The sequence below is a fragment of the Sorangium sp. So ce1153 genome (genome assembly GCF_051521595.1).
In the GTDB taxonomy this organism is placed as follows: domain Bacteria; phylum Myxococcota_A; class Polyangia; order Polyangiales; family Polyangiaceae; genus Sorangium.
In genome coordinates this window covers 6,205,133-6,224,854 of record NZ_CP150361.1, presented here as the reverse complement: position 1 = coordinate 6,224,854, position 19,722 = coordinate 6,205,133, and the positions used below count along the sequence as shown (strand labels likewise).

Here is a 19,722-nt window from a genome sequence, read left to right as displayed (position 1 = left end):
GGGCGCCGTCGCGCGGCGCCCCTCTTCCACGCGCGTCCGTCCGGAGCTCAGGGGGCGACGAGCGCCACGTCGCCCTTCGTGGTCTGCCCGCCGACGCGCCACCAGTTCGCGATGAGCAGCCGCCCGTCCACCTCGACGATGCGCGAGAAGGCGCCCGCGAACCCCTGCTGATCGATCGCCCGCACGAACCAGCTGTGGCCGTCGCCGCTCTTCGTCCCGATCGCGAGCCGCAGCGTCCCGCTCGTCGCGTCCTGGTAGCTGATGCGCACCTCCCCGGCCGCGGTGACGAACACGTTCGCGTCGTCGCCGACGAGGTGCTGCCCGTCCTCGAAGGGGACACCCTCGATCCCGAGCCCGTCGTCCGCCACCTCGGAGGGCTCGACGTCGGTGCCGCCCTTCACCCGCGCGTACCGCAGCCCCTCCGAGCGGCCGTCGGCGTACGCGAGGTGCCAGTCCCCCGCGCGGTCGATGAACAGCGAGGTCCCCATGCCCACGTCGCCCGTGTCGGTCCCGTCCGGCGCCGCCCCGTCCACGATCCGGGTCTCCCACGCGCCCGTCGAGCGCGACGCGATCACCACGTCGCCGTGGATGCGATCGTAGAACGCGAGGCCGAACCCGCCCGCGGCGTCCGGCGCCATCGCGATGTAGTCGCCGATCGCCTCGGGGTACGTTTCCGTGCGGCTCCCGTCGGAGATCGCGGCGCACACCGGCGAGCCGCCCTCGTCGATGCACGCCTGCCCGGAGCCGCACGCCGGGTCGCAGTCGCCGCCCGCGAGGGGCTTCGCGCAGAGCCCCGTGGTCCGGATGCACTTCATCCCCCCGCCGCAGAGGAACTCACGGCACGGCGTCGCCTCGTCCCGGGCCACGTCCTCGAACCGCCACGCGCGCTCCTCTGGCGTGGCGCTCTCGCCGGTCGCGAGCCGGACGCTCGACGTGACCGCGCCGTCCTCGCCCGGCTCCATCGCCAGGTAGGCGATGACCGGCAGCCCCTTCACGAAGAGGAGCTTCGCGTAGCGCCCGATGTCGCTGTTCGACGCCTGCTGCACGGAGCTCACGGCCCACGTGTCGCCCTGCTTCTGCGCGAACTTGAGCCCGCGGTTCGTCCGGTCGTAGTAGGCCACCGCCGGCTCGCCGTCCGGACCGATGGCGATCGAGGTCCAGAGGCCGACGTCGTCGCCGGGGTCGGTCTGGCCCGCGCGGAACCCGCGCACGTCGAACCGCTCCGGGTCGACCGGGGGATCCGCGGGCACCCCGTCGATCGCTTCCCACGCGACCGCCTTGCCGTCCCACGTGCCGACGACGAGGTCGCCCCACTGGAAGGCGTTTTGCCAGTCGGCCTCGGCGTAGCCCGCGACCCAGACCGTGCGCTTGTCCGCGGCGACCGCGACCGACGTGTAGGCCCCGACCAGCCCGGGCTGGAGCGTCATGCAGTCGGGCGCGACGCACTCGTCTTTCGCCTCCACGGACGGCTCCTCGCTGCACGAGCACCCGGCGTGCGAGCCGAGGAGCGCGGTGACGGCGACGCCAGCCAGCGCGCCCCGCAGGCCGCGCGCGCGCCGCGCGTGCTGCCCGGCGCCGCGCGGGGCCGACGCGCGGCGTCCAGCGTCGCGCGCGCTCGACGCGCCCCCGCGCCGCGCGAGCCGCACGGCCGCCGCGGCGACGGCAAGGCCGAGCCAGAGGCCTCCGGACGGACCCTCGCCGGGGCCGCCGGCCACGACGCAGCCGCAGCCGGCGGTCGGATCGATGGGCATGCGGCCGCGGAGGATCGGCTGCCGCGCCGTGCCGAGGTTGCCCTCCTCGTCGACCGCCTCGACCTCGATGTCCGCGGCGTCTCCGACGTCGACGGTCCTCATCTCCGCCGCCGTCGCCCAGGGCGACCACGCCCCTTCGTCGAGCCGCACGCGCACCTTCGCGCGCTCCGCGTCCGAGACCATGTCGCGCACCTCGAGCGGCACGTGGCCGTCCACCGCCGCGCCGACCGAGATGACCGGCGGCTCGACGTCGACCACCATCTCCACGGTCGCCGGCGTGGGATCGAGCGACAGCGGATCTCCCGCGATCCGCGACCGCACCGAGATCACGTGCCGCCCCGGGAGCCGCAGCCAGTCATCGCGCAGGTCGACGATGCGGTCCCGCGTGAACGGGCGCCACACGCCGCTGTCGACCCGGTACGAGTACTCGACGGTCCGGGTGCCGTCATCGAGCGGCGAGCTCATCAAAAGCCGGGCGGTGGGCCCGTTGTCGCGGGTCATCGTCGGCAGGCGGAGCCCCTCGGCCCGCACTTCCTTGCGGCTCAGCTCGGCCTGCGTCTCGCTCTGCATCGCGCGCTGCTGCGCCGGCAGGCCGAACGCCGCGAAGATGCCGAGGTAGCTGTCCTGCCCCTTCGTGAGCTTCCGCAGGCCGGGGGAGCCGGCGCCGTCGACCGACTCCGGGAGCACCAGCGAGAGCCCGAGCCCTGAAAGCGGCCCGTTGAGGTCGATCGCCGGCAGGCCGCCGCCGATGAGCTGGCCGACCTGGCTGCTGAGGAGCCCGCCGAGCGCCTCGGCGATGGACTCGGGATCTTCCCGAAGCAGCCCGTTGTTCGTCACCTTGCCGTTCTCGACCCCGATCGTCTCGATCACCGGCGTGAGCCCCTCGGGCGTGACCGCGAGGTTCATGGGCACGTCGAGATCGAACGTCGCGGTCATGAACCGGATGAACCGATCGAGCGACCAGATATAGAAATCGAAGCTCGCCCGCTCGAGCTTGATGCGGATCAGCGGATCGTCGCTGAAGTTCGTACCGTTGCCGAACGTGACGCGCGGCGGCACCTGCGGGCGAATGACGAGCGCGACCTGCTGCGACTCGCGCTGCAGCGCGAGGTCCTTGGCCGACGCAGCCAGCAGCCCCAGCGTGCCGGAGTTGAGGAGAGGCACGGTCTCCGTGGAAATCCCGAGGCAGAGCAGCCCACTGTTGTAGAGACCGTTCAAGGCGTAATTCGCGAATCGCTCGGAGATCGCGAGACCGAGGTGCGGGCCGGGGAGATCGGCGGGCCAGCCGGAGACCGTATTGGCGACGAGCTCATCGGGAATCGGGATGCCCGCGGGCAGCGCCATGTCCGACAGCGGCACACACTTCGAGATCGGCAGCGGTTCGGCGCCGCCGTAGAGGCCGAGGGTGAGCCCGTTGCCGACGGGGTTGAGGTCGCCCCAGGCGAGATCGGAGTTGTCGTCGCGCTCGCTCGTGCCGCCGCCGGCGAGCAGGAGGTCGAACCCGCCCTGGGTGCCGGGGGAGATCCCGGCGAGCAGGCGGCCGAGGTCGAGGTGGCCCTCGACGCCGAGGAGGATCGAGGCGCACTCATCGGTCGCCTGCGTGCCGTAGCGGCAGACGCCGTTGATGTCGTTCGTGCCGTCAGGGCAGGCCGGGTCCAGCGCCGGATCGGCCTTCAGACAGAGCTGCTGGTCGAGCTGGCTCTTCAGCGCGTTGGACATCGATCCCATGAAGCTCGTGATGATCGGCTTCACGAAGTCCAGGGCATCGCCTACCCACGTGCCGCCGCAGTCGAGGTGCAGGCTCGACTCGAGCTGATCTTCGTCGATCGAGAGCCGGGTGACCTTGACGCGCGAGTACCCCTGGCGCGAGTGCTGCGGGTTGACGTCGATCTCGACCGAGAGCTCCACCTCGACATCGATGTTCGTGAAGGTCTGCTCGTCGGGCGGGCACGCGTCGTTGCCGTTGAGGGTGACGTACTGGGTGCTCTCGCCGAGGACGCCGCCGTCCAGGAAGATGGGCAGGCTCTGCATTCGCACCGGCAGCGGCCCCTGGATGACGAGGTTGTGCGGCGTCCTGGGCTGGATTTGCAGCGCCGCGCGCCCCACGTCGATCTCGGCCGTGCACGTCGGGGGGGTCGCCCCCGGATCGGCCCCGTCGGGACAGAGCGTGTAATCGATGATGCCGCCGAGGACCGAGCCCGGTGACCTGGGGACGGAGAAGGTGATCACGCCGCTGTCCCCGCCGCCGAGCAGCGCGCGCCCGAGGACGCCCAGGTTCTGCTCGAGGAACTCGAGGCCCGACTGCGTGAGCCGGGCCGAGCCGGCGTTCTCGATGCGGTCCGCAGGCTTGAAGCCGGCGGGGAGGGGGGTCATTCCACAGCCGGCGCACCCGCCGCCCGAAGCGGCACATCCGGCGATGACAAGCAGGACAAGGATGGAAGAGAGATGCTTGATGACGCGGGGCATAAGGAACCCTCCGGGGAGCGCGACCCGCAGCGCCGGGCCCGCTGGGCGCGGGCCTCAGGACGCCACGACAGATCGTACGCTCCCGGGAGAGGCACCCGCAAGCGCTACTGTGGACAGAGCCCCGTGATCTTGACGGCGCTCGCGGCATAGTCGGCGCCAAGCGCATAGGCGTCTGCGCAGTCGTCCGTCGCCGCCGAGTTTGTCGCGCTGCACCAGTCCCCCTTGAGCACGATCTGGCCGTTCTCGTCGCGCTTGCAGGTATTGGGCGTCTCACCCGTGCCGTATTCTCCGATGTCGCCCGAGAGCACGACACAGAGGCTCTGGTTGACCTCGGGGACGATGACCCGGTCGACCTCCTCCAGCGTGATGAAGGCGGAGAGCTTGCCGCCATTGATGAACGCGGGCGGGTCGCCGTCCTGGCCGGGGAGGCAGGCGTTGAGCGGGTCGAGCGCCTCGCTGTTGCGCCGCCCGATGCAGTTGTTGTCCGCGGACACCTGCGCGTCGGTGAGCTTCACCTGGTGCAGGGGCAAGATGATCGGGTCCGGGCTCGTTTCCAGGAAGATCGGGACGTTGAGGGCCTCGGCCTCGCCGCTCCAGGCGCCGTCGGTCAGGGGCGCGTCGATCTCCGTCGGCGCGATCTCGAACTCGCCGGCGGTCATGTTGGCGAAGCAGTAGCCGTCGAGCGGGTCCTCCGTGGGCATCGCGCCGCCGGTGCGCAGCTTGCCGGTCATCGTGTCGAACTCGAGGAGCCAGGAGAAGGTGCCCGTGCCGTTCAGGTAACACAGGGGCAAATTCATCGTTAACCCCTGGGCGACGAGGCGGGCGATATAGCCGGTCGCGAGCACGTCGGGCTTCGTGATCGTCAGCTGCGCCATGCGCAGCCCGAACGTCGTCGCCCCCTGGTTGTCGTGGACGGCGATGCAGTCCGACTTCACAGCGGTACAGACCGGGTGGCGCAGCGTGCAGTCGCCGGTGGGCCCGCCGCCGGTCCCCCCGGCCGAATTCGAGCTCGCCCCGCCGTCGTCGTCGCCCCCGCACCCCGCCACCGCGGCCGCGCCCGTCAGCGCGGACACACCTAGTACATAAACCACCTTCAAGAAACGCATCTCGTGCCTCCTCTGGAGTCGAAAGGTGCCGAGTATAGGCGACGGCAATGCGATGACCACGGAGGGGAGGCGACGGCGCACCGCGTCGCCTCGGCGTCAGACGCTCGGGGGAGGCGACGTCAGTCGGCGCGCGATGAGGGCGCGGGAGGTTGTCTAGCGGCGCTCGTAGCGGTCGCCGAGGCGGTCGCCCACGGGGAGCGCGCGCAGGAGGCGAATCATCGTCCACACGGTGCCGGCCAGCTTGCGCAGCTTCGAGGCGCCGACGCGGTCGTTGTAGTCGATGGGCATCTCCACCACGCGATAGCCGCACTTGGCCGGGAAGAGCAGCGTGTCGATGGGCAACGCGTCGCCCTCGCCGTCGAAATCGAACGCGCGGATCACCGAGCAGCGGTAGGCGCGCATACCGCTGTGGACGTCCGAGGTGGGGATGCCGTGCATCGCGTGCGCCATGGCCGCAAAGGCGCGGTTGGCGAGGTAGTTCGGGACCGGCATGGCCGCGGGCCGCGTGCGGGTGCGGGCGCAGTTCACCACGTCGGCGCCCTCCTCCTCGACGAGCCGCCGGAGCACCGGGATGTTCTCGACGGGGTAGGTGAAGTCGCAGTCGAGGTAGATGAGCAGCTCGCTCCGGGCAGCGGCGCTGTACATGAGGAGCTCCATGGCCGGGCCGTGCCCGCGCGGCGGCACCTGCCGGAGCACGCGCGCCCCGAGGCCGGCCGCGATCTCCGGGGTGCGGTCCCTCGTGGAGCTGTCGACGCAGAGGATCTCCGCGTCGGGCGCGACCTTCCTGATCTCGCCGATCAAGGCGCCGACGCTCTCCTCTTCGTCCATCGTCAGCATGCCGACCGTGAGCCGCATCCGGCGCGGGCGCGGCGGCTTCCTGGCCACGATCACATGCTGGAACGCGAGGAGGCCGGGCGCGCGATCGGCGACGACGTCCTCCAGCGGGCGGACGAGCGCCTGGTAGGCCTTGTAAGGGAGCGAGCGGGCGAGATAGGTCGGGTCCTCGCCCGCGCCGAGGCCGCTCAGGATGAGCCCCTTGGCGGCGCGGACGAGCATCGGGTTCTGCTCGACGCGCAGCACCTCGAGCCCGGCGCGCTCGACGAGCCGGAGCGCCGAGGCGCGGGTGAAGAAGCGCAGGTGCGAGTCGTCCAGGATGCCGCTCGGCTCGTACTCGAAGCGCCCGGCGAGCAGGCCGAGGCGCACCGGCCACGCCGCCACGTTGGGGAGCGAGACGATGACGTGCCCGTCCTCCTCGAGGTGCGGCAGGAAGCGGCAGAGCACGGCGAGCGGGTCGGCCGTGTGCTCGAGGACGTCGGCGAACAGGAGCAGGTCGAAGCGCCGATCGCCGAGCGCCTCGCGCACGGCGGCGTCGCTCGTGATGTCGGCGGCGAGGACCTCGTCGAGCACCGCCCGGGCGCGCGCGAGCGACCCGTGCGCGATCTCGATGCCGGTCACGCGCGCGCCCGTGCGCTTGATGGCGGCGCCGTTGGTGCCGATCCCGCAGCCGACGTCGAGCACCGTCCGCGGCCGGCCGGCGGCGGCGACGAGGGCGCGGTTCACCTCCTCGACCGCGTACTTGCGCTTGGCGGGGGTCTCGGGCGGGGTCTCGGGCGCGGCCTCGGGCGTGGGGAGCGGCGGCGAGTAGCGGGCCGTGTCGCCCTCGTCCTCGGGAGGGCGCGGCCCTCGAGCTTCCCCTTCTCCTCGCGCGCGGCCGGGCTCGGCGTTCACGCGCGGCTACTTAGCACGCTTCTCCCAGGCGGCGTTGAATTCGCGGATCGTCTCCTCGGTCTTCGGGTTGTGGAGCATCTTCCGCAAGATGGCGGGCGGCACGGTCACGATGTGCGCGCCGGCGTCGAGCGCCTCGTTCACGTCCATGAGGTGGCGGATCGAGCCGACGATGATCTCGGCGCGCAGCCGCTCGCGCTCGAGCCTCGCGCGCGTGCGCTCGATGACCGGGGTCGCGGCGTAGCCCATGTCGCGGATGCGCCCGCTGAAGATCGACACGTACGCGCCGCCGGCGAGCGCCGCGAGGTACGCCTGGTTGAAGCTCATCACGCACGTGACGTTGGTGAGCACGCCGCGCCGCGCGAGCGCGTGCGTCACCTTGAGGCCGACGTCGCTGAACGGCACCTTGATGCAGATCCGCTCGGGCGCCCACGCGTGGTAGGCGCGCGCCTCGTCGAGCATCTCCGCCTCGGTCTCGCGCGTGAGCTCGACCGACACGGGCCCCGCCGACGCCGCGAGCACCTCGCGGATGCGCCGCTCGAGATCGACGCAGTCCGCGTCGCGCGAGAGGATGAGTGGGTTCGTGGTGACGCCGGCGAGGACGCCCCAGGAGAACATCTCCTTGATCTCGGCCGGGTTCGAGCTGTCGAGGAAGAACATGGCGCTCCTCGGGGCTCGCCCCGAGCCCCGGCGGCGAGGGTCTAGGCCAGTTCGAGGGGACGGAGAAGGAGAAAACCGTCCGCGCTGGGCGGCGGACGGGGCGCCCCGCCGCCAGGGCTTCGCTGCCGCCGGTGTGAACGGCGTTGCGGGGGAGGTGAGTCCGCGCTTCAGTTCTGGTTGTCGGGGATCTCCCTTCGACTGAACGGTCTTGCACGGACGGTGCGCCGATGAGCAGCGGACGATCATCGACGATGACGGCGAGAGACTCGGTGGATCCCAGCCCGCTGCTCGCGGCCGGCTCGCCCGCGGGCCTTTACGTCGCCTCGCCGGACGGCCGCCTCGTCGACTGCAATGACGAGCTCGCCCGGCTGCTCGGCTACGGCTCGCGCGAGGAGGCGCTCGCGTCGGCCGAGCTCCTCCTCGGCGGGTGCCTGGCGAGCGGGGCGGGCGGGGCGGCGGGCGCGAGGGCCCCATCGACCAGCGCGAACGAGGGCTTCCTCACGCGCCGCGACGGCTCGGCGGTCCGGGTGATGAGGACCGAGACCCTCACCGAGGCGCGCGGGGAGCGGCTCGTCGTCGGCGCGATCGTCGACCTCTCCTCGTCGCGCTGCACCGAGGACCGCCGGCGCGAGCTCTCGGAAGAGCTGCGCCAGGCGCAGAAGATGGAGGCGGTGGGGCGGCTCGCGGGCGGGATCGCCCACGACTACAACAACCTGCTCGCGATCATCCTGAACTACACGAGCCTCGTCATGGAGGAGCTCGACGAGCGGAGCCCTGTGCAGAAGGACCTCGCCGAGATCAAGCGCGCCGCGCAGCGGGCGGCGTCGCTGACGCGGCAGCTGCTCACCGTCAGCCGGCGGGGGCTCGCGCAGCCGGTCGTGCTCGACCTCCGGGACGTCGTGCGGGGGATGGATGGCGCGCTCCGCGCCGCTGTCGGCGGCGCGGTCGAGCTCGCGATCGCGCTCGGCCCCTCGGGCTGCCGCGTGCTGGCGGACGCGGGGCAGCTCGAGCAGGTGGTCATGAACCTCGCGCTCAACGCGCGCGACGCGATGCAGGACGGCGGCCGTCTGTCGATCGAGGCGCGCGCGGTCCGCGTCGGCGCCGCGGGGGGCCTGCACGACGCGCACCCCGCGATCCCGCCCGGGAGGTACGCGCGCCTCGTGGTGAGCGACACGGGCAGCGGGATGAGCGACGACGTGCGGACGCGCGCCTTCGAGCCGTTCTTCACGACGAAGCCGCGAGGGAAGGGGACGGGCCTCGGGCTCGCCACCGTGTACGGGATCGTCAAGCAGTGGCGCGGCTACATCGAGCTCGCCTCGCAGCCCGGAGAGGGCACGCGCGTCGAGATCTACCTGCCGCTCGCGGCGCGGCCGGCGGCCTCGCGGCGCGGGCGCGCGGCCCACGCCGCGCCGCGCCTCGGCGAGGGCGGGACGGTGCTCGTCACCGACGACGAGGAAGCGGTGGTCACGCTCGCGAGCCGGCTCCTCGCGCAGGGCGGCTACACCACGCTCACGGCGCGCGGGCCGCTCGAGGCGGTGCGCGTCTGCGAGGCGCAGCGCGGGCGCATCGATCTCCTGCTCACCGACGTGCTGATGCCCGAGATGTCCGGCTGCGAGCTCGCCGAGCGGCTCGTGAAGCTCAGGCCGGACATGAAGGTGCTCTTCATGTCCGGCTACACGGGGGACGTGCTCGACGGCAAGCTCGCCGCCCGGCCGGGCGCCGCGCTGCTGGGCAAGCCGTTCACGGCCGAGTCGCTCCTCCGCGCCGTCCGCAAGGCGCTGGAGGGCGCCGCGTGAGCGGCTCGCCGGCCTCGGGGTGAGAGAGCGCGCGGGTCCTCGCGCGGGCGGCTGGCCGACCTCACTGTCAGAGGGCGCGCGCGCGGGCTACGGCGCCTCGCCCCGCTTGATGCCGTAGCCGCGGATCTTCTTGTGCAGGTTCGTGCGCTCGACGCCGAGCACCACGGCCGCGCGCGAGATGTTCCAGTCCAGGCTGGCCAGCACCTCGATGATGTACCCGCGCTCGGCACGGTCGCGGAACTCGCGCAGCGTGAGGCGAGGGCGCTCCGGCTCGTGGCGGGCCGCGCCCGCGGGCGGCTCGGCCGCGCCGGGGGGAGGCGGCGCGATCGAGCCCTCCCCGGCGGCGCCCTGCGCGTCGTCCTCGAACGGGTTCTCGTGCGGATCCTCCGGGAGATCGGCGATGGTGACGATGTCGCTCGAGAGGATCGCGGCGCGCTCGATCACGTTCTTGAGCTCGCGGACGTTGCCCGGCCAGCTCCGGCGCTCGAGCGCGGCGTAGACGACCGGGTCGATGGCCTTCTGCTTGAGGCCGTTCTCGTTGCAGAACGCCGCCATGAACGCGTCGGCGAGCGCGCGCAGGTCGTCCATGCGGTCGCGCAGCGCCGGGCTCTTGATCGGGAACACGGCGAGGCGGAAGAAGAGGTCCTCGCGGAAGCGGAGCGCGGCGACCTCGCGCGAGAGGTCCTTGTTCGTCGCGGCGAGCACGCGGACGTCGACGTGCCGGCTGTGCTCGCTGCCGACGCGGCAGATCTCGCCCGACTGGAGGGCGCGCAGCACCTTCGCCTGGGCGGCGAGGTCCATGTCGCCGATCTCGTCGAGGAACAGCGTGCCGCCGTGGGCCTGCTCGAAGAAGCCCCGCTTCGGCCCGCTCGCCCCGGTGAACGCGCCGCGCTCGTGGCCGAAGAGCTCGCTCTCGATGAGCTCGCGCGGGATCGCGGCGCAGTTGACGCGGACGAAGGGGCCCCGCGCGCGCGGCGACAGCCGGTGGATGGCGCGGCTGATGAGCTCCTTGCCCGTGCCGCTCTCGCCGGTGATGAGCACGCTCGCCTTCGTTGGCGCGACGCGATCGATCTCCTTGAACAGCCGCTGCATCGCGGCGCTCTGGCCGATCATCTCGTAGCGCGACTGCACCTGCGCCTTCAGGTCCTCGACCTCGCGCGCGAGCCGCGAGTTCTGCAGCGCGTTCTTGACGCCCACGAGGACGCGCTCGCGGTTCAGCGGCTTCTCGAAGAAGTCGGAGGCGCCGAGCTTGATGGCCTTCACGGCGTCGTTCACGGTCGCGTGGCCGCTGATGACGATCACCGGCAGCTCGCGGGTGGCGTCGTCCTGGCGCACGCGCTGGAGGAGGTCGAGGCCGTTCATCCCGGGCAGGAGCAGGTCGAAGAGGGCGAGGTCGACGGGGCTGTCGCCGTGCGCGAGCAGCTCCAGCGCCGCCTCGGCGCTCGGGGCCTCCGCGACCTGGTACCCCTCGCCCTGCAGCACGAGCGCGAGGGTGCGGCGGATGTTGCGCTCGTCGTCCACGACGAGGACCGTCGGCGCGGCGGCGCCTCCCGGGTGCAGCGCCGGGGGTGGGGCCGCTGGAGAGGGCGCGGGAGAGGGGGCAGGCATGGGGTCGACCATACCCCAGCTCCGCCGCGCGCCACGATGCGGGAGCAAAGGCGCGGACGGCCGGGCCCGCGGCGGGAAGCCCTGGCGCGCCGGCGCCGGATTGGGTACGAGGCCTGCTCGATGAGACCCTCTGCCGCTGTCCTCGCCCTCGCCGGGTGCCTCGCTGCCCTCGGCGGGCTCGTGGGCTGCGACTTCGAATTCAACGACGGCCGCACGGCCACCCTGACGTACACCGAGGACGCGCGCGCCGCCTACAACGAGGCGATGGCCGCGTTCGACGCCAAGGACTGGGAGGACGCGCGCGCCCTCTTCACCGAGCTGAAGCGCCGCTTCGCGTACAGCCGCTACGCCCGGCTGGCCGATCTCAGGATCGCCGATCTCGATTTCGAGCAGGGGAAGTACCCCGAGGCGATCTCGGAGTACCGCGCGTTCATCCAGGAGCACCGGACCGATCCGAACGTCGAGTACGCGAAGTACAGGATGGCGAAGGCGCTGTACCTGGACATCGACGACACGGTGTTCCTGCCGCCGGCCGAGGAGCGCGACCAGGCCACCACGATCGAGGCCCACAAGGAGATCCGGACGTTCCTCCGGCAGTTCCCGCGCAGCCGCTACCGCGAGGACGCGGCGTACATGCTCGAGGTGGTGACGGGGCGGCTCGTGCGCCACGAGCTCTACGTGGCGCGCTACTACCTCAAGGAGGACGCGTTCGACGCGGCCCTCGCGCGGATCGACTACGCGCTGCGGACCTTCCCGGGCTCCGGGCTCGACCCGGAGGCGCTCGTCCTCAAGGGCGAGACGCTCCTCAAGATGAAGAAGCCGGCCGAGGCGCGCGCTGTGTTCGAGTCGGTCGTCCGGGACTGGGGCGGGCCCTTCGCCGTGACCGCGCGCCGCTTCCTCGACGAGATGGGCGCCGCCGGCAAGGGCCGCGCGCCCGCCAAGGCGGCGTCGGGCCCTTCCCGGTCGGGGCCGCGGCTGTGACGCAGGCCGCCGGGCGGCCGTCCTCCGGCGCTCGCTACGTGCTGGAGCAGACGGAGGTCGAGGGCTCGCCGGGCGAGTTCGTCTACCGCGGGCTCGTGCGGCTCCCGGACGCGGACGTCCCGGTCGAGGTGCGGATCGCCGAGGCGACCGGCGCGGCCACGGCGACGGTCGACGCGGCGGCCGTTCCGCCCGGCGGGCCGCGGCCGGAGGAGCTCTCCCGGACCGCGGCGGCCCTCGTCCGCAGCGCGACCCGGTCAGCGGACGCCCATGCGCGGCGGCCGCCGCGGAAGATCGTGCGCTGGCGGGGGTAGGGGGCGGCGCCCCCGCGGGGCGCCCGGCGCGCCCCCCATCGTTCTTCCGCGTTCGCGGAGGCTGGGGCCGTCGTCTCCCGGCCTCGGGCCATGCTAAAAGCGTCCCACCATGTCCTCCGAGAAAGTACCGATGACGCCCGAGGGGCAAGTACGGCTCCGCGAAGAGATGCGACGGCTGAAAGAGGTCGACCTGCCGCAGGTCGTCAAGGACATCGGAACAGCCAGAGAGCACGGAGATCTCTCCGAGAACGCCGAGTATCACGCCGCCAAGGAGCGGCAGGGCATGATCGTCGCCCGCATCAGCTACCTCGAGCAGACGCTCTCGCGCGCCGAGGTGATCGATCCGTCGAAGCTGAGCGGCAGCAAGGTCCAGTTCGGCGCCAAGGTGAAGCTCGCGAACGTGGACACCGACGAGGAGCAGAGCTTCCAGATCGTCGGGCCCGAGGAGGCCGATCTCAAGATCGGCCGCATCTCCATCGCCTCGCCGCTCGCCCGCGCGCTGCTGGGCCATGAGGTGGGCGAGGAGGTCCGCGTGATGATGCCGGCGGGGCCGCGCACCTACGAGATCCTCGAAGTCTCCTACGCATGACCGATCGCAACGGGGCCGCTCCGATGCGCCCGCGGGGCCATGGGGGCGCCGGCCGTCATCCGGGCGGGCCCGTGGCCTCCGGTCGAGGCCCCCTGGGGAGCCGGCCCGACACGATGGCGGCCGCGGAGTCGCTCGCGGGCGGCGCCGCTCAGGGAGCGCCCGGCCACCGGGCTCCGGCGGCGCCGCGCCCGCAGGCCGGGCCGGCGCGGCCGTCCACGCCCGCGCCGGCGCCGAGCCGCACCACGTTCCCCAGCGGCAACTCCGAGGCGCCCCCGCGCAAGCTGGAGACGGAGATCGGGTGGCGCATGGCGGACGCCTACCTCGCGCTCGCGGCGCTCGCGCTCGCCGAGCTCGTGGTCGTCGGCGCGCTGCGGTGGCGAGAGCTCGTCGGGCCCTACGAGCTGAGCCGCGCCGTGCGCGATCTCCTGCCGCTCGCGCTCGCGGCCGCGGCGCCGTGCGCCGCGCTCCTCGGGGCGGTGCTCGAGATCGTCATGCGCGCCGAGCGCAAGGGGTTCCGCGCCGCGGCGGCGCTCGTGGCCGGCGCGTTCGGCGGCGCCGTGGCCTTCGGCGTGTCGGCCGGGCGCATGCTCGAGGGGGGCCGGCGGGCGCCCTTCGTCGCGGCGCTGGCGCTCCTCGCGGCCGGGGCGACGTTCGCCGCGGCGCCGCGCGTCGCCCGCGGCCTGAAGCGAGCGCGCGCCGTGGCCTCGGGCCGGTGGCTCGTCCTCGGGGCGATCGCCGCGGTCGTCCTGCTCGAGATCGCGAACGTGCGCGTCCTGCCGCGCCTCTACCTCGCGTTCCACCTCGGGCTCGCGGCGCTCACGCTCGCGGCGGCGACGTTCGCGACCCCGGCGCTCCCCGTGCGCGCGGCGCGCGGCGGCGATCAACGCGAGCAGCGCTCGCCCAGGCTGGTGCGCGCCGCGCTCGCGCTCGTCCTCTTCGCGTTCGGCGCCGCGCTCGCGCCGGGCGCGGCGGACCGGCTCGCCCTCGCGGACAACATCCGGCTCATCTACGCGACGCACGGCCCGCTGCTCGGCCACGTGGTCGAGCTCGCCGCCGTGCTCTCGCCGCCCGAGCCGCTCGACGCCGCCCCGCTCGACGAGCGCGCGAGCGGGCACGCGATCGATCTGCGGGGCCGCGACGTCGTGCTGATCAGCATCGACGCCCTGCGCGCCGATCACGTGGGGGCGTACGGCTACAGCAGGAAGATCACGCCGAACCTCGATCGCCTCGCGGCCGAGGGCGTGCGCTTCGACGCGGCGTACACGCCGACGCCGCACACGTCGTACGCGGTGTCGTCGCTCATGACGGGCAAGTACATCCGCCCGCTGGTGCTGCAGGGGCTCGGAGATGACTCCGAGACGTTCGCGCAGCACCTGCGCCGCTACGGCTACAAGACGGCGGGCTTCTACCCGCCGGCGGTGTTCTTCATCGACGGCGAGCGCTTCGGCGCGCTGCGCGACCGGGCGCTCGATTTCGAGTACCAGAAGATCGAGTTCGCGAGCGCGCAGCTCCGGGTGGAGCAGGTGCGGGGCTACCTCGCCGGGCTCGGGCCCGAGCAGCGCGCGTTCCTGTGGGTGCACCTCTTCGAGCCGCACGAGCCGTACGAGGCGCACCCGGAGCACCCGCTCGGCGACCGCGACGTCGACCGCTACGACGCCGAGATCGCCGTCGCGGACGCGGGCGTGGGCGCGATCGTCGACGAGGTCCGCAAGGGCCGACCGGACGCGGTCGTGATCGTCACGGCCGACCACGGCGAGGAGTTCGGCGAGCACGGCGGGCGCTACCACGGCACGACGGTGTACGAGGAGCAGGCGCGCGTCCCGCTCATCGTGAGCGCGCCCGGCCTGCTCTCGCCGCGCGCGGTGCGGGCGCCGGTGCAGCTCGTGGATCTCCTGCCGACGGTGCTCGCGGGGCTCGGCATCCCGCGGCCGGCGCGCGTGCGCGGCGCCGACCTCGGCCCGCTGCTCGCGGGCGGCGACGAGGCGGCGGAGCAGGGCAGGGCGGCGCCGCCCGGCGGGCCCCCTTCGCTCCCGGGCTTCGCGTTCGCCGAGACCGACACGCAGACGCTGCTCGCCAAGGGCACGCTGCGGCTCGTCTGCGCGCGCAAGATCGGCGCGTGCGCGCTCTACGACGTCGCGACCGACCCGCGCCAGGCCCAGGACATCTCCGCGCTGCGCCCCGCGGAGCTCGGCGCGATGCGCTCGGAGCTGCGCGCGGTCGAGGCGTCGCACGGGCGCTACGAGGTCCGCGGCCTCCGCAAGGAGGGCAAGGGCTGGCCCGACGCGCTCCGCCGCGGCATCGCGGGCGACGCCGACGCGGTGGTGGAGGTCGCGGCGCTGCTCGACGACGCGGACGTGGCGATCCGCCGCAAGGCGGGCGAGGTGCTGTTCGATCTGCGCCGCTCCGAGGCGGCGCCGTCGCTGCGGCTCGCGCTCGTGCGCGACGAGGACGACGAGGTGCGGCGCTGGGCGGCGCTCGCGCTCACGCGGCTCGGCGAGGGCGCGCCGCTCACCCGCGATCTCGTGGTCGATCCCGACCGCAAGTGGCGCCGCCTCGCGGCGCTCGCGCTGGCGGAGTCGGGCGATCGCCGCGGCGACGACGTGCTCGTGGCGTGGCTCCGGCAGGTGGTCCGGGGCGCCGAGGCGCCGGACGGCGGCGCCGAGCCGGTCGAGGCGACGCCGTTCGAGCGGGCGCGCGAGATCGTCGAGGCGCTCGCGAAGATCCGGGTGAAGGCCGCGCTGCCGCCGCTCATCGCGGCGCTCGGCGACGTGCGGCTCCGCCCGTACGCCGCCGCCGCGCTCGCGGCGATCGGCGAGGACGCCGCGCGGCCGGCGCTCGCCGAGCGGCTCAGCCAGGAGCCGTACCAGACCGCGCGCGTGGCGATCGCGGAGGCGCTGGTGAAGCTCGGGGCCGGCCCGGAGCTCCGGGCGCCGCTCCTGCGCATGCTGGGCACGCCCGATCCGCTGCCGGGGGGGCTCGGCCTCGCGCTCCGGGCCGACATCCTCGACCTGCTCGGCGGGCCGCGCGAGCGCGATCTCGGCCGCCTGCGCCGCTTCGCGAAGAGCGGCGTCGGGCTCGGCGTCGTGATCCCGAAGGCGGGCAACGGCAAGGGCGTGCGCGTCCTCTGCCGCGCCCGGACCGACGACGGCCGCCCCGGCGAGGTGCGCTTCGGCAGCCCGAGGCGCGGCGCGCGCCCGCCGAAGCGGGACGGCGAGTCGATCGTCCCGGCCAGCGCGCCGGAGCTCGACGCGGACCGCGCGGTCACGCTCGCCGTCCCGCCGGGGAGCGAGCCGACCGAGGCGTTCGCGACCCTGCCGCCCGCGACGGGCGCCCAGCCGGGCAGCTACGCCGATTTCGTGGTGTACGCGACGCAGAACGTCGAGGTCTTCGCGTGCGCGGTCGTCCCGCTGAGCGACGAGATCCCGCCCCCTCCGCCGGCGCCCTGGTCGCCTGACGCCTCCGGCGCGCCGCAGCGCTCGGACGACGGAGCGCCCGCAGCTCACCGCGCAGATTGACGCCGCAGGCCGCGAGACTAGAGTCCGCCGCGTGTCGGACAAGGACCGAGAGAAGGCCGAAGAGAATCCCGCGCGGAGTGATGAGGACGCTGCCACGCCGCGCGATGGCGACGACGAAGGGGCTGCGGAGGCGGCCCCGGCGCGGCCACCTCGCGGCGCTCCGGTGAAGGACGCCGACGACGAGAGCGGCGAGGACGCCGCCCAGCGCGTCGCCGAGGCGCTCGGCGTCGCCGAGGGGGACGAGGCTCCCGCGCCGGACGCGGCCAGCGAAGAGGCGGTCGAGGCGGCCCCGAACCGCGCGGCCCGCCGCCGCGACGAGGCCACCGCGCGCCGCCGCAAGAAGAAGGCGACCGGCGAGGAGCTGCCCAGGGACAAGAACGCGCGCGCCAAGGAGCTGCTCGCGCGCCGCAGGGAGCAGGCCGCGGGGCGCCGTCCGGTCCAGCTCTTGCCGGGCGAGATGGTCGAGGACGCGCTGAGCCGCATGACCAGCGGCGCCGGCCGGTGGATCAAGCAGAACTTCCACGTGCTCCAGTGGGGCGCGCTGGCGGCGCTCGTCGCGGTCGGCGGCGTGCTGTTCTACATGTCGCGTACCGACAAGAAGGACGCTGTGTCGTCGTCGGCGCTCGCGGGCGCGGTGGCCGCGGACCGGGGCAGGGTGCTCGCCGAGGACTCGCGCACCGACGAGGAGAAGGAGCTCGACGTCACGAGGACCTTCAAGACCGCGGACGAGCGGTCGGACACGGCGCTCGCCGCGTACAACAAGGTCATCGACGAGCACGGCGGCACCGGCGCGGCGATGCTGGCGAAGCTCGGGCAGGCCGGGGTCTTGCTCGACAAGAAGGACTACGCGCACGCGATCGAGGCGTACAGCGCCGTGGTCTCGTCGCCGCTCGCCGGGGCCGATCCCGACGTGAAGGGGCGCGCCATCGAGGGCATCGGCTTCGCCAAGGAGGGCAAGGGCGATCTCGACGGCGCGCTCGCGTCCTTCAAGGAGCTCGAGGGGATCGACGTGAAGGGCTTCAAGGAGCTCGCGCAGTACCACCAGGCGCGGATCCATCTGGCCAAGGGCGAGACCGACAAGGCGAAGGAGCTCCTCAAGAGCGCGCACGAGAAGCTCCAGGCGCCGTCGCCCGAGGGCCGCTCCTTCCAGTTCCTCGAGGCTGTCGTCGAGGAGATGCTGCGCAAGATCGATCCGACCGCCGCGCCGCCCCGCGCCGCGTTCGGCGGCCCGAAGGGCCAGACGATGACGCAGGAGGAGATCGAGCAGCTCATCCGCCGGGCGCGTGAGAACGCGGAGAAGAAGGGTGGCGATGCGCCGCACTAGTCGCGCCGCGTGCGCCGCGCTCGTCGGGCTGGGCCTCGCGTCGCTCGCCGGCTGCGGCAACCTCGGCGTCGCCGCGGCGCCCGACGCGCCGCTCTGGCTGCACCATCCGGGGAGCGCGCTGGGCATCACGACGCGCCGCGCGCTCACCGCCGAGACGCGCAAGGTCGGCGAGGCCTACGAGCGCGGCCGCCCCGAGATCGACGCGGCGCACCGGCGCATCTTCGTCGGGTCGAGCGACAACGGCCTGTACGCGGTGCGGGCCGACACGAGCGACGTCCTCTGGCGCTTCGAGACGCTCGGCCCGGTGCAGAGCGAGCCGCTCTACGACGGCGCGTCGGACTCGCTCTACTTCGGCTCGAACGACGGCGCGCTCTACAAGGTGCGCGCCTCGGACGGCAAGCTGCTCTACCGCTTCATGACCAACGCCGAGGTCACGCGGCGCCCGGTGCTGCGCGACGGCGTGCTCTACGTGACGAACTCGAACGACACGCTGATCGCGCTCGACGCGGAGACGGGCGCGACGCGCTGGCTCCAGCATCGGACGCCGGCGTTCGGGATGGAGATCGCCGGGTACGCCGGCCCGGCGCTCGGGCGGGACAAGGTCTACACCGCGTTCTCCGATGGGGTCGTGATGGCGTACGACCTCAAGAACGGGTCCGAGCAGTGGGCGCTCGTCGATCTGGCGGCCGAGGCCGAGCAGAGCGCGGGCGGTCAGACGCCGAAGTACCTCGACACGGACACCACGCCGGTCTTCGGGCGCATCGCCTCGGGCGATGTGGTCTTCGTGGCGGGCTATGCGGGCGGGGTCTTCGCGCTCGACGCCGAGAACGGCACGCGGGCCTGGGTGAACGAGGCGGCGGTCGGCGTGACCGAGCTCGTGCTGTGGCAGCAGCCGGCGCATCAGCCCCGGAGCGGCGGCGGTCCGATCGTGCCGGAGCGGCGGGTGCTCCTCGCGTCCTCGGGCATGACCGGCCTGTGGGCCATCGATCCCGAGGATGGCCGTACGATCTGGCGCCGGGAGCTGCCCGACGGCGGCATCTCGGCCCCGGTGCCGTTCGCGGGGGCGCTGCTGGTGACGACCACGCGCTACGGGATCTTCTTGTTCTCGCCGCTGGACGGGGCCGTGATCGACGGCATCGAGACCGGCGGCGGCATCGCGATGACGCCGGCTGCCTACGGCCGGCGCGCGTTCGTCATGACCAACGGCGGCGCGCTGCTCAGCCTCGACGTGGAGACGCCGCCGGTCCCGAAGGGCTGAACGTCCGATCAGCGGCTCCGGCCGCTGGCCGTGGCCGGCGGATCGGGGCGCGCAGGGCGATCCTGGCGCCCGGGCGGGTCTGGAGAAGACCGGCGGGCCGGGGGCATGGAGGGGCGCGCAGGGAGCCGCGACCGGAGGCCGCGTAGCGGCGTTCCTGGAGGCGACGAGCCGGGGACGTGGGCTGCGTGTCCCTGGGGGCGCGGGTCTCGTCGGCGAGCAGGAGGCGGACCCGGGTTGCGGTACGCGAGGCGGGTCCGGTTTGCGGCGCCTGGCTCGGAGCCCGGCGGGGCGGCCCGTGAGGCGGACCCAGGTTGCGCGTGAAGCGGATCCGACACGGACCCGGGTAGCGCACGTGCGCGAGGCGACCCGGATTGCGGCGTCTGGCTCGGACCCCGGCGGAGCGGCGCCATGTTCGCGAATTTGCTCCAGAAAGGCGGGGTACGGCCCCCTGCCCCTGGACCTGCCATGGATCGCATAAGAAACATTATGTCAACTCGCGATCCGGGGCGGCTTTCGGGGGGATCTCTCCAGCCAAGCTCACGTCGGTTGGCGGACGCCGGCGGACGCGAAGCCGGTCGGCGGACCTCCGTCCGGCGGGCCCATCGCGGTCAGCGAGCGCAACCTCGGTCGGA

General features: G+C 73.3%; 12 protein-coding genes. 7 read left to right on the top strand and 5 right to left on the bottom strand.

What is annotated here, in order from left to right; all coding sequences use genetic code 11:
- Positions 1-47: 47 nt before the first annotated feature.
- The 4 genes from WME85_RS22195 to WME85_RS22180 form a co-directional block, all read right to left on the bottom strand.
- Entirely contained in the window at positions 48-4,124 is a 4,077-nt protein-coding gene (locus tag WME85_RS22195; protein ID WP_437840744.1) for a hypothetical protein, read from the bottom strand.
- Between the two features lie 197 nt (positions 4,125-4,321).
- Positions 4,322-5,323: a hypothetical protein gene (locus WME85_RS22190; RefSeq protein WP_437840743.1), complete on the bottom strand. Its 1,002-nt coding sequence runs from the start codon at positions 5,321-5,323 to the stop codon at positions 4,322-4,324.
- 153 nt (positions 5,324-5,476) lie between these two features.
- On the bottom strand, positions 5,477-7,051 hold the full coding sequence (locus WME85_RS22185) for a methyltransferase domain-containing protein (protein WP_437840742.1): 1,575 nt from the start codon (positions 7,049-7,051) through the stop codon (positions 5,477-5,479).
- A gap of 6 nt (positions 7,052-7,057) precedes the next feature.
- Positions 7,058-7,708, bottom strand: coding sequence for a transaldolase family protein (locus WME85_RS22180; protein ID WP_437840740.1), 651 nt, complete (start codon positions 7,706-7,708; stop codon positions 7,058-7,060).
- A gap of 251 nt (positions 7,709-7,959) precedes the next feature.
- Here WME85_RS22180 and WME85_RS22175 point away from each other — a divergent pair, with 251 nt between their 5' ends.
- Positions 7,960-9,504, top strand: coding sequence for an ATP-binding protein (locus tag WME85_RS22175; RefSeq protein WP_437840739.1), 1,545 nt, complete (start codon positions 7,960-7,962; stop codon positions 9,502-9,504).
- 87 nt (positions 9,505-9,591) lie between these two features.
- On the opposite strand, the gene WME85_RS22170 is transcribed toward WME85_RS22175, so the two are convergent.
- Positions 9,592-11,112: a sigma-54-dependent transcriptional regulator gene (locus WME85_RS22170; protein WP_437840737.1), complete on the bottom strand. Its 1,521-nt coding sequence runs from the start codon at positions 11,110-11,112 to the stop codon at positions 9,592-9,594.
- A 120-nt stretch (positions 11,113-11,232) separates the two neighbouring features.
- On the opposite strand from WME85_RS22170, the gene WME85_RS22165 reads away from it, so the two are divergent.
- From WME85_RS22165 to WME85_RS22140, 6 genes are all read left to right on the top strand, one after another.
- Positions 11,233-12,093: an outer membrane protein assembly factor BamD gene (locus tag WME85_RS22165; protein WP_437840735.1), complete on the top strand. Its 861-nt coding sequence runs from the start codon at positions 11,233-11,235 to the stop codon at positions 12,091-12,093.
- On the top strand, positions 12,090-12,404 hold the full coding sequence (locus WME85_RS22160) for a hypothetical protein (RefSeq protein ID WP_437840733.1): 315 nt from the start codon (positions 12,090-12,092) through the stop codon (positions 12,402-12,404). Before WME85_RS22165 ends, WME85_RS22160 begins: the two co-directional genes overlap by 4 nt.
- Before the next feature lie 109 nt (positions 12,405-12,513).
- Positions 12,514-12,993 carry a transcription elongation factor GreA gene (gene greA / locus WME85_RS22155; protein ID WP_437516686.1) on the top strand — a complete coding sequence of 160 codons (480 nt, stop codon included), beginning with the start codon at positions 12,514-12,516 and terminating at the stop codon, positions 12,991-12,993.
- A 71-nt stretch (positions 12,994-13,064) separates the two neighbouring features.
- Entirely contained in the window at positions 13,065-16,508 is a 3,444-nt protein-coding gene (locus WME85_RS22150) for a sulfatase-like hydrolase/transferase (RefSeq protein WP_437840731.1), read from the top strand.
- Positions 16,509-16,671: 163 nt separating this feature from the next.
- Positions 16,672-17,832: a YfgM family protein gene (locus WME85_RS22145; RefSeq protein WP_437840729.1), complete on the top strand. Its 1,161-nt coding sequence runs from the start codon at positions 16,672-16,674 to the stop codon at positions 17,830-17,832.
- Entirely contained in the window at positions 17,819-19,090 is a 1,272-nt protein-coding gene (locus tag WME85_RS22140; RefSeq protein ID WP_437840727.1) for an outer membrane protein assembly factor BamB family protein, read from the top strand. The genes WME85_RS22145 and WME85_RS22140 overlap by 14 nt, the downstream gene beginning before the upstream one ends.
- Positions 19,091-19,722 lie beyond the last annotated feature (632 nt).

Coding starts and splice junctions, on each gene's coding strand:
- WME85_RS22195 (WP_437840744.1), bottom strand. CDS start 4,124: ATGACCCCCCTCCCCGCCGGCTTCAAGCCTGCGGACCGCATCGAGAAC.
- WME85_RS22190 (WP_437840743.1), bottom strand. CDS start 5,323: ATGCGTTTCTTGAAGGTGGTTTATGTACTAGGTGTGTCCGCGCTGACG.
- WME85_RS22180 (WP_437840740.1), bottom strand. CDS start 7,708: ATGTTCTTCCTCGACAGCTCGAACCCGGCCGAGATCAAGGAGATGTTC.
- WME85_RS22175 (WP_437840739.1), top strand. CDS start 7,960: ATGACGGCGAGAGACTCGGTGGATCCCAGCCCGCTGCTCGCGGCCGGC.
- WME85_RS22170 (WP_437840737.1), bottom strand. CDS start 11,112: ATGCCTGCCCCCTCTCCCGCGCCCTCTCCAGCGGCCCCACCCCCGGCG.
- WME85_RS22165 (WP_437840735.1), top strand. CDS start 11,233: ATGAGACCCTCTGCCGCTGTCCTCGCCCTCGCCGGGTGCCTCGCTGCC.
- greA (WP_437516686.1), top strand. CDS start 12,514: ATGTCCTCCGAGAAAGTACCGATGACGCCCGAGGGGCAAGTACGGCTC.
- WME85_RS22140 (WP_437840727.1), top strand. CDS start 17,819: ATGCGCCGCACTAGTCGCGCCGCGTGCGCCGCGCTCGTCGGGCTGGGC.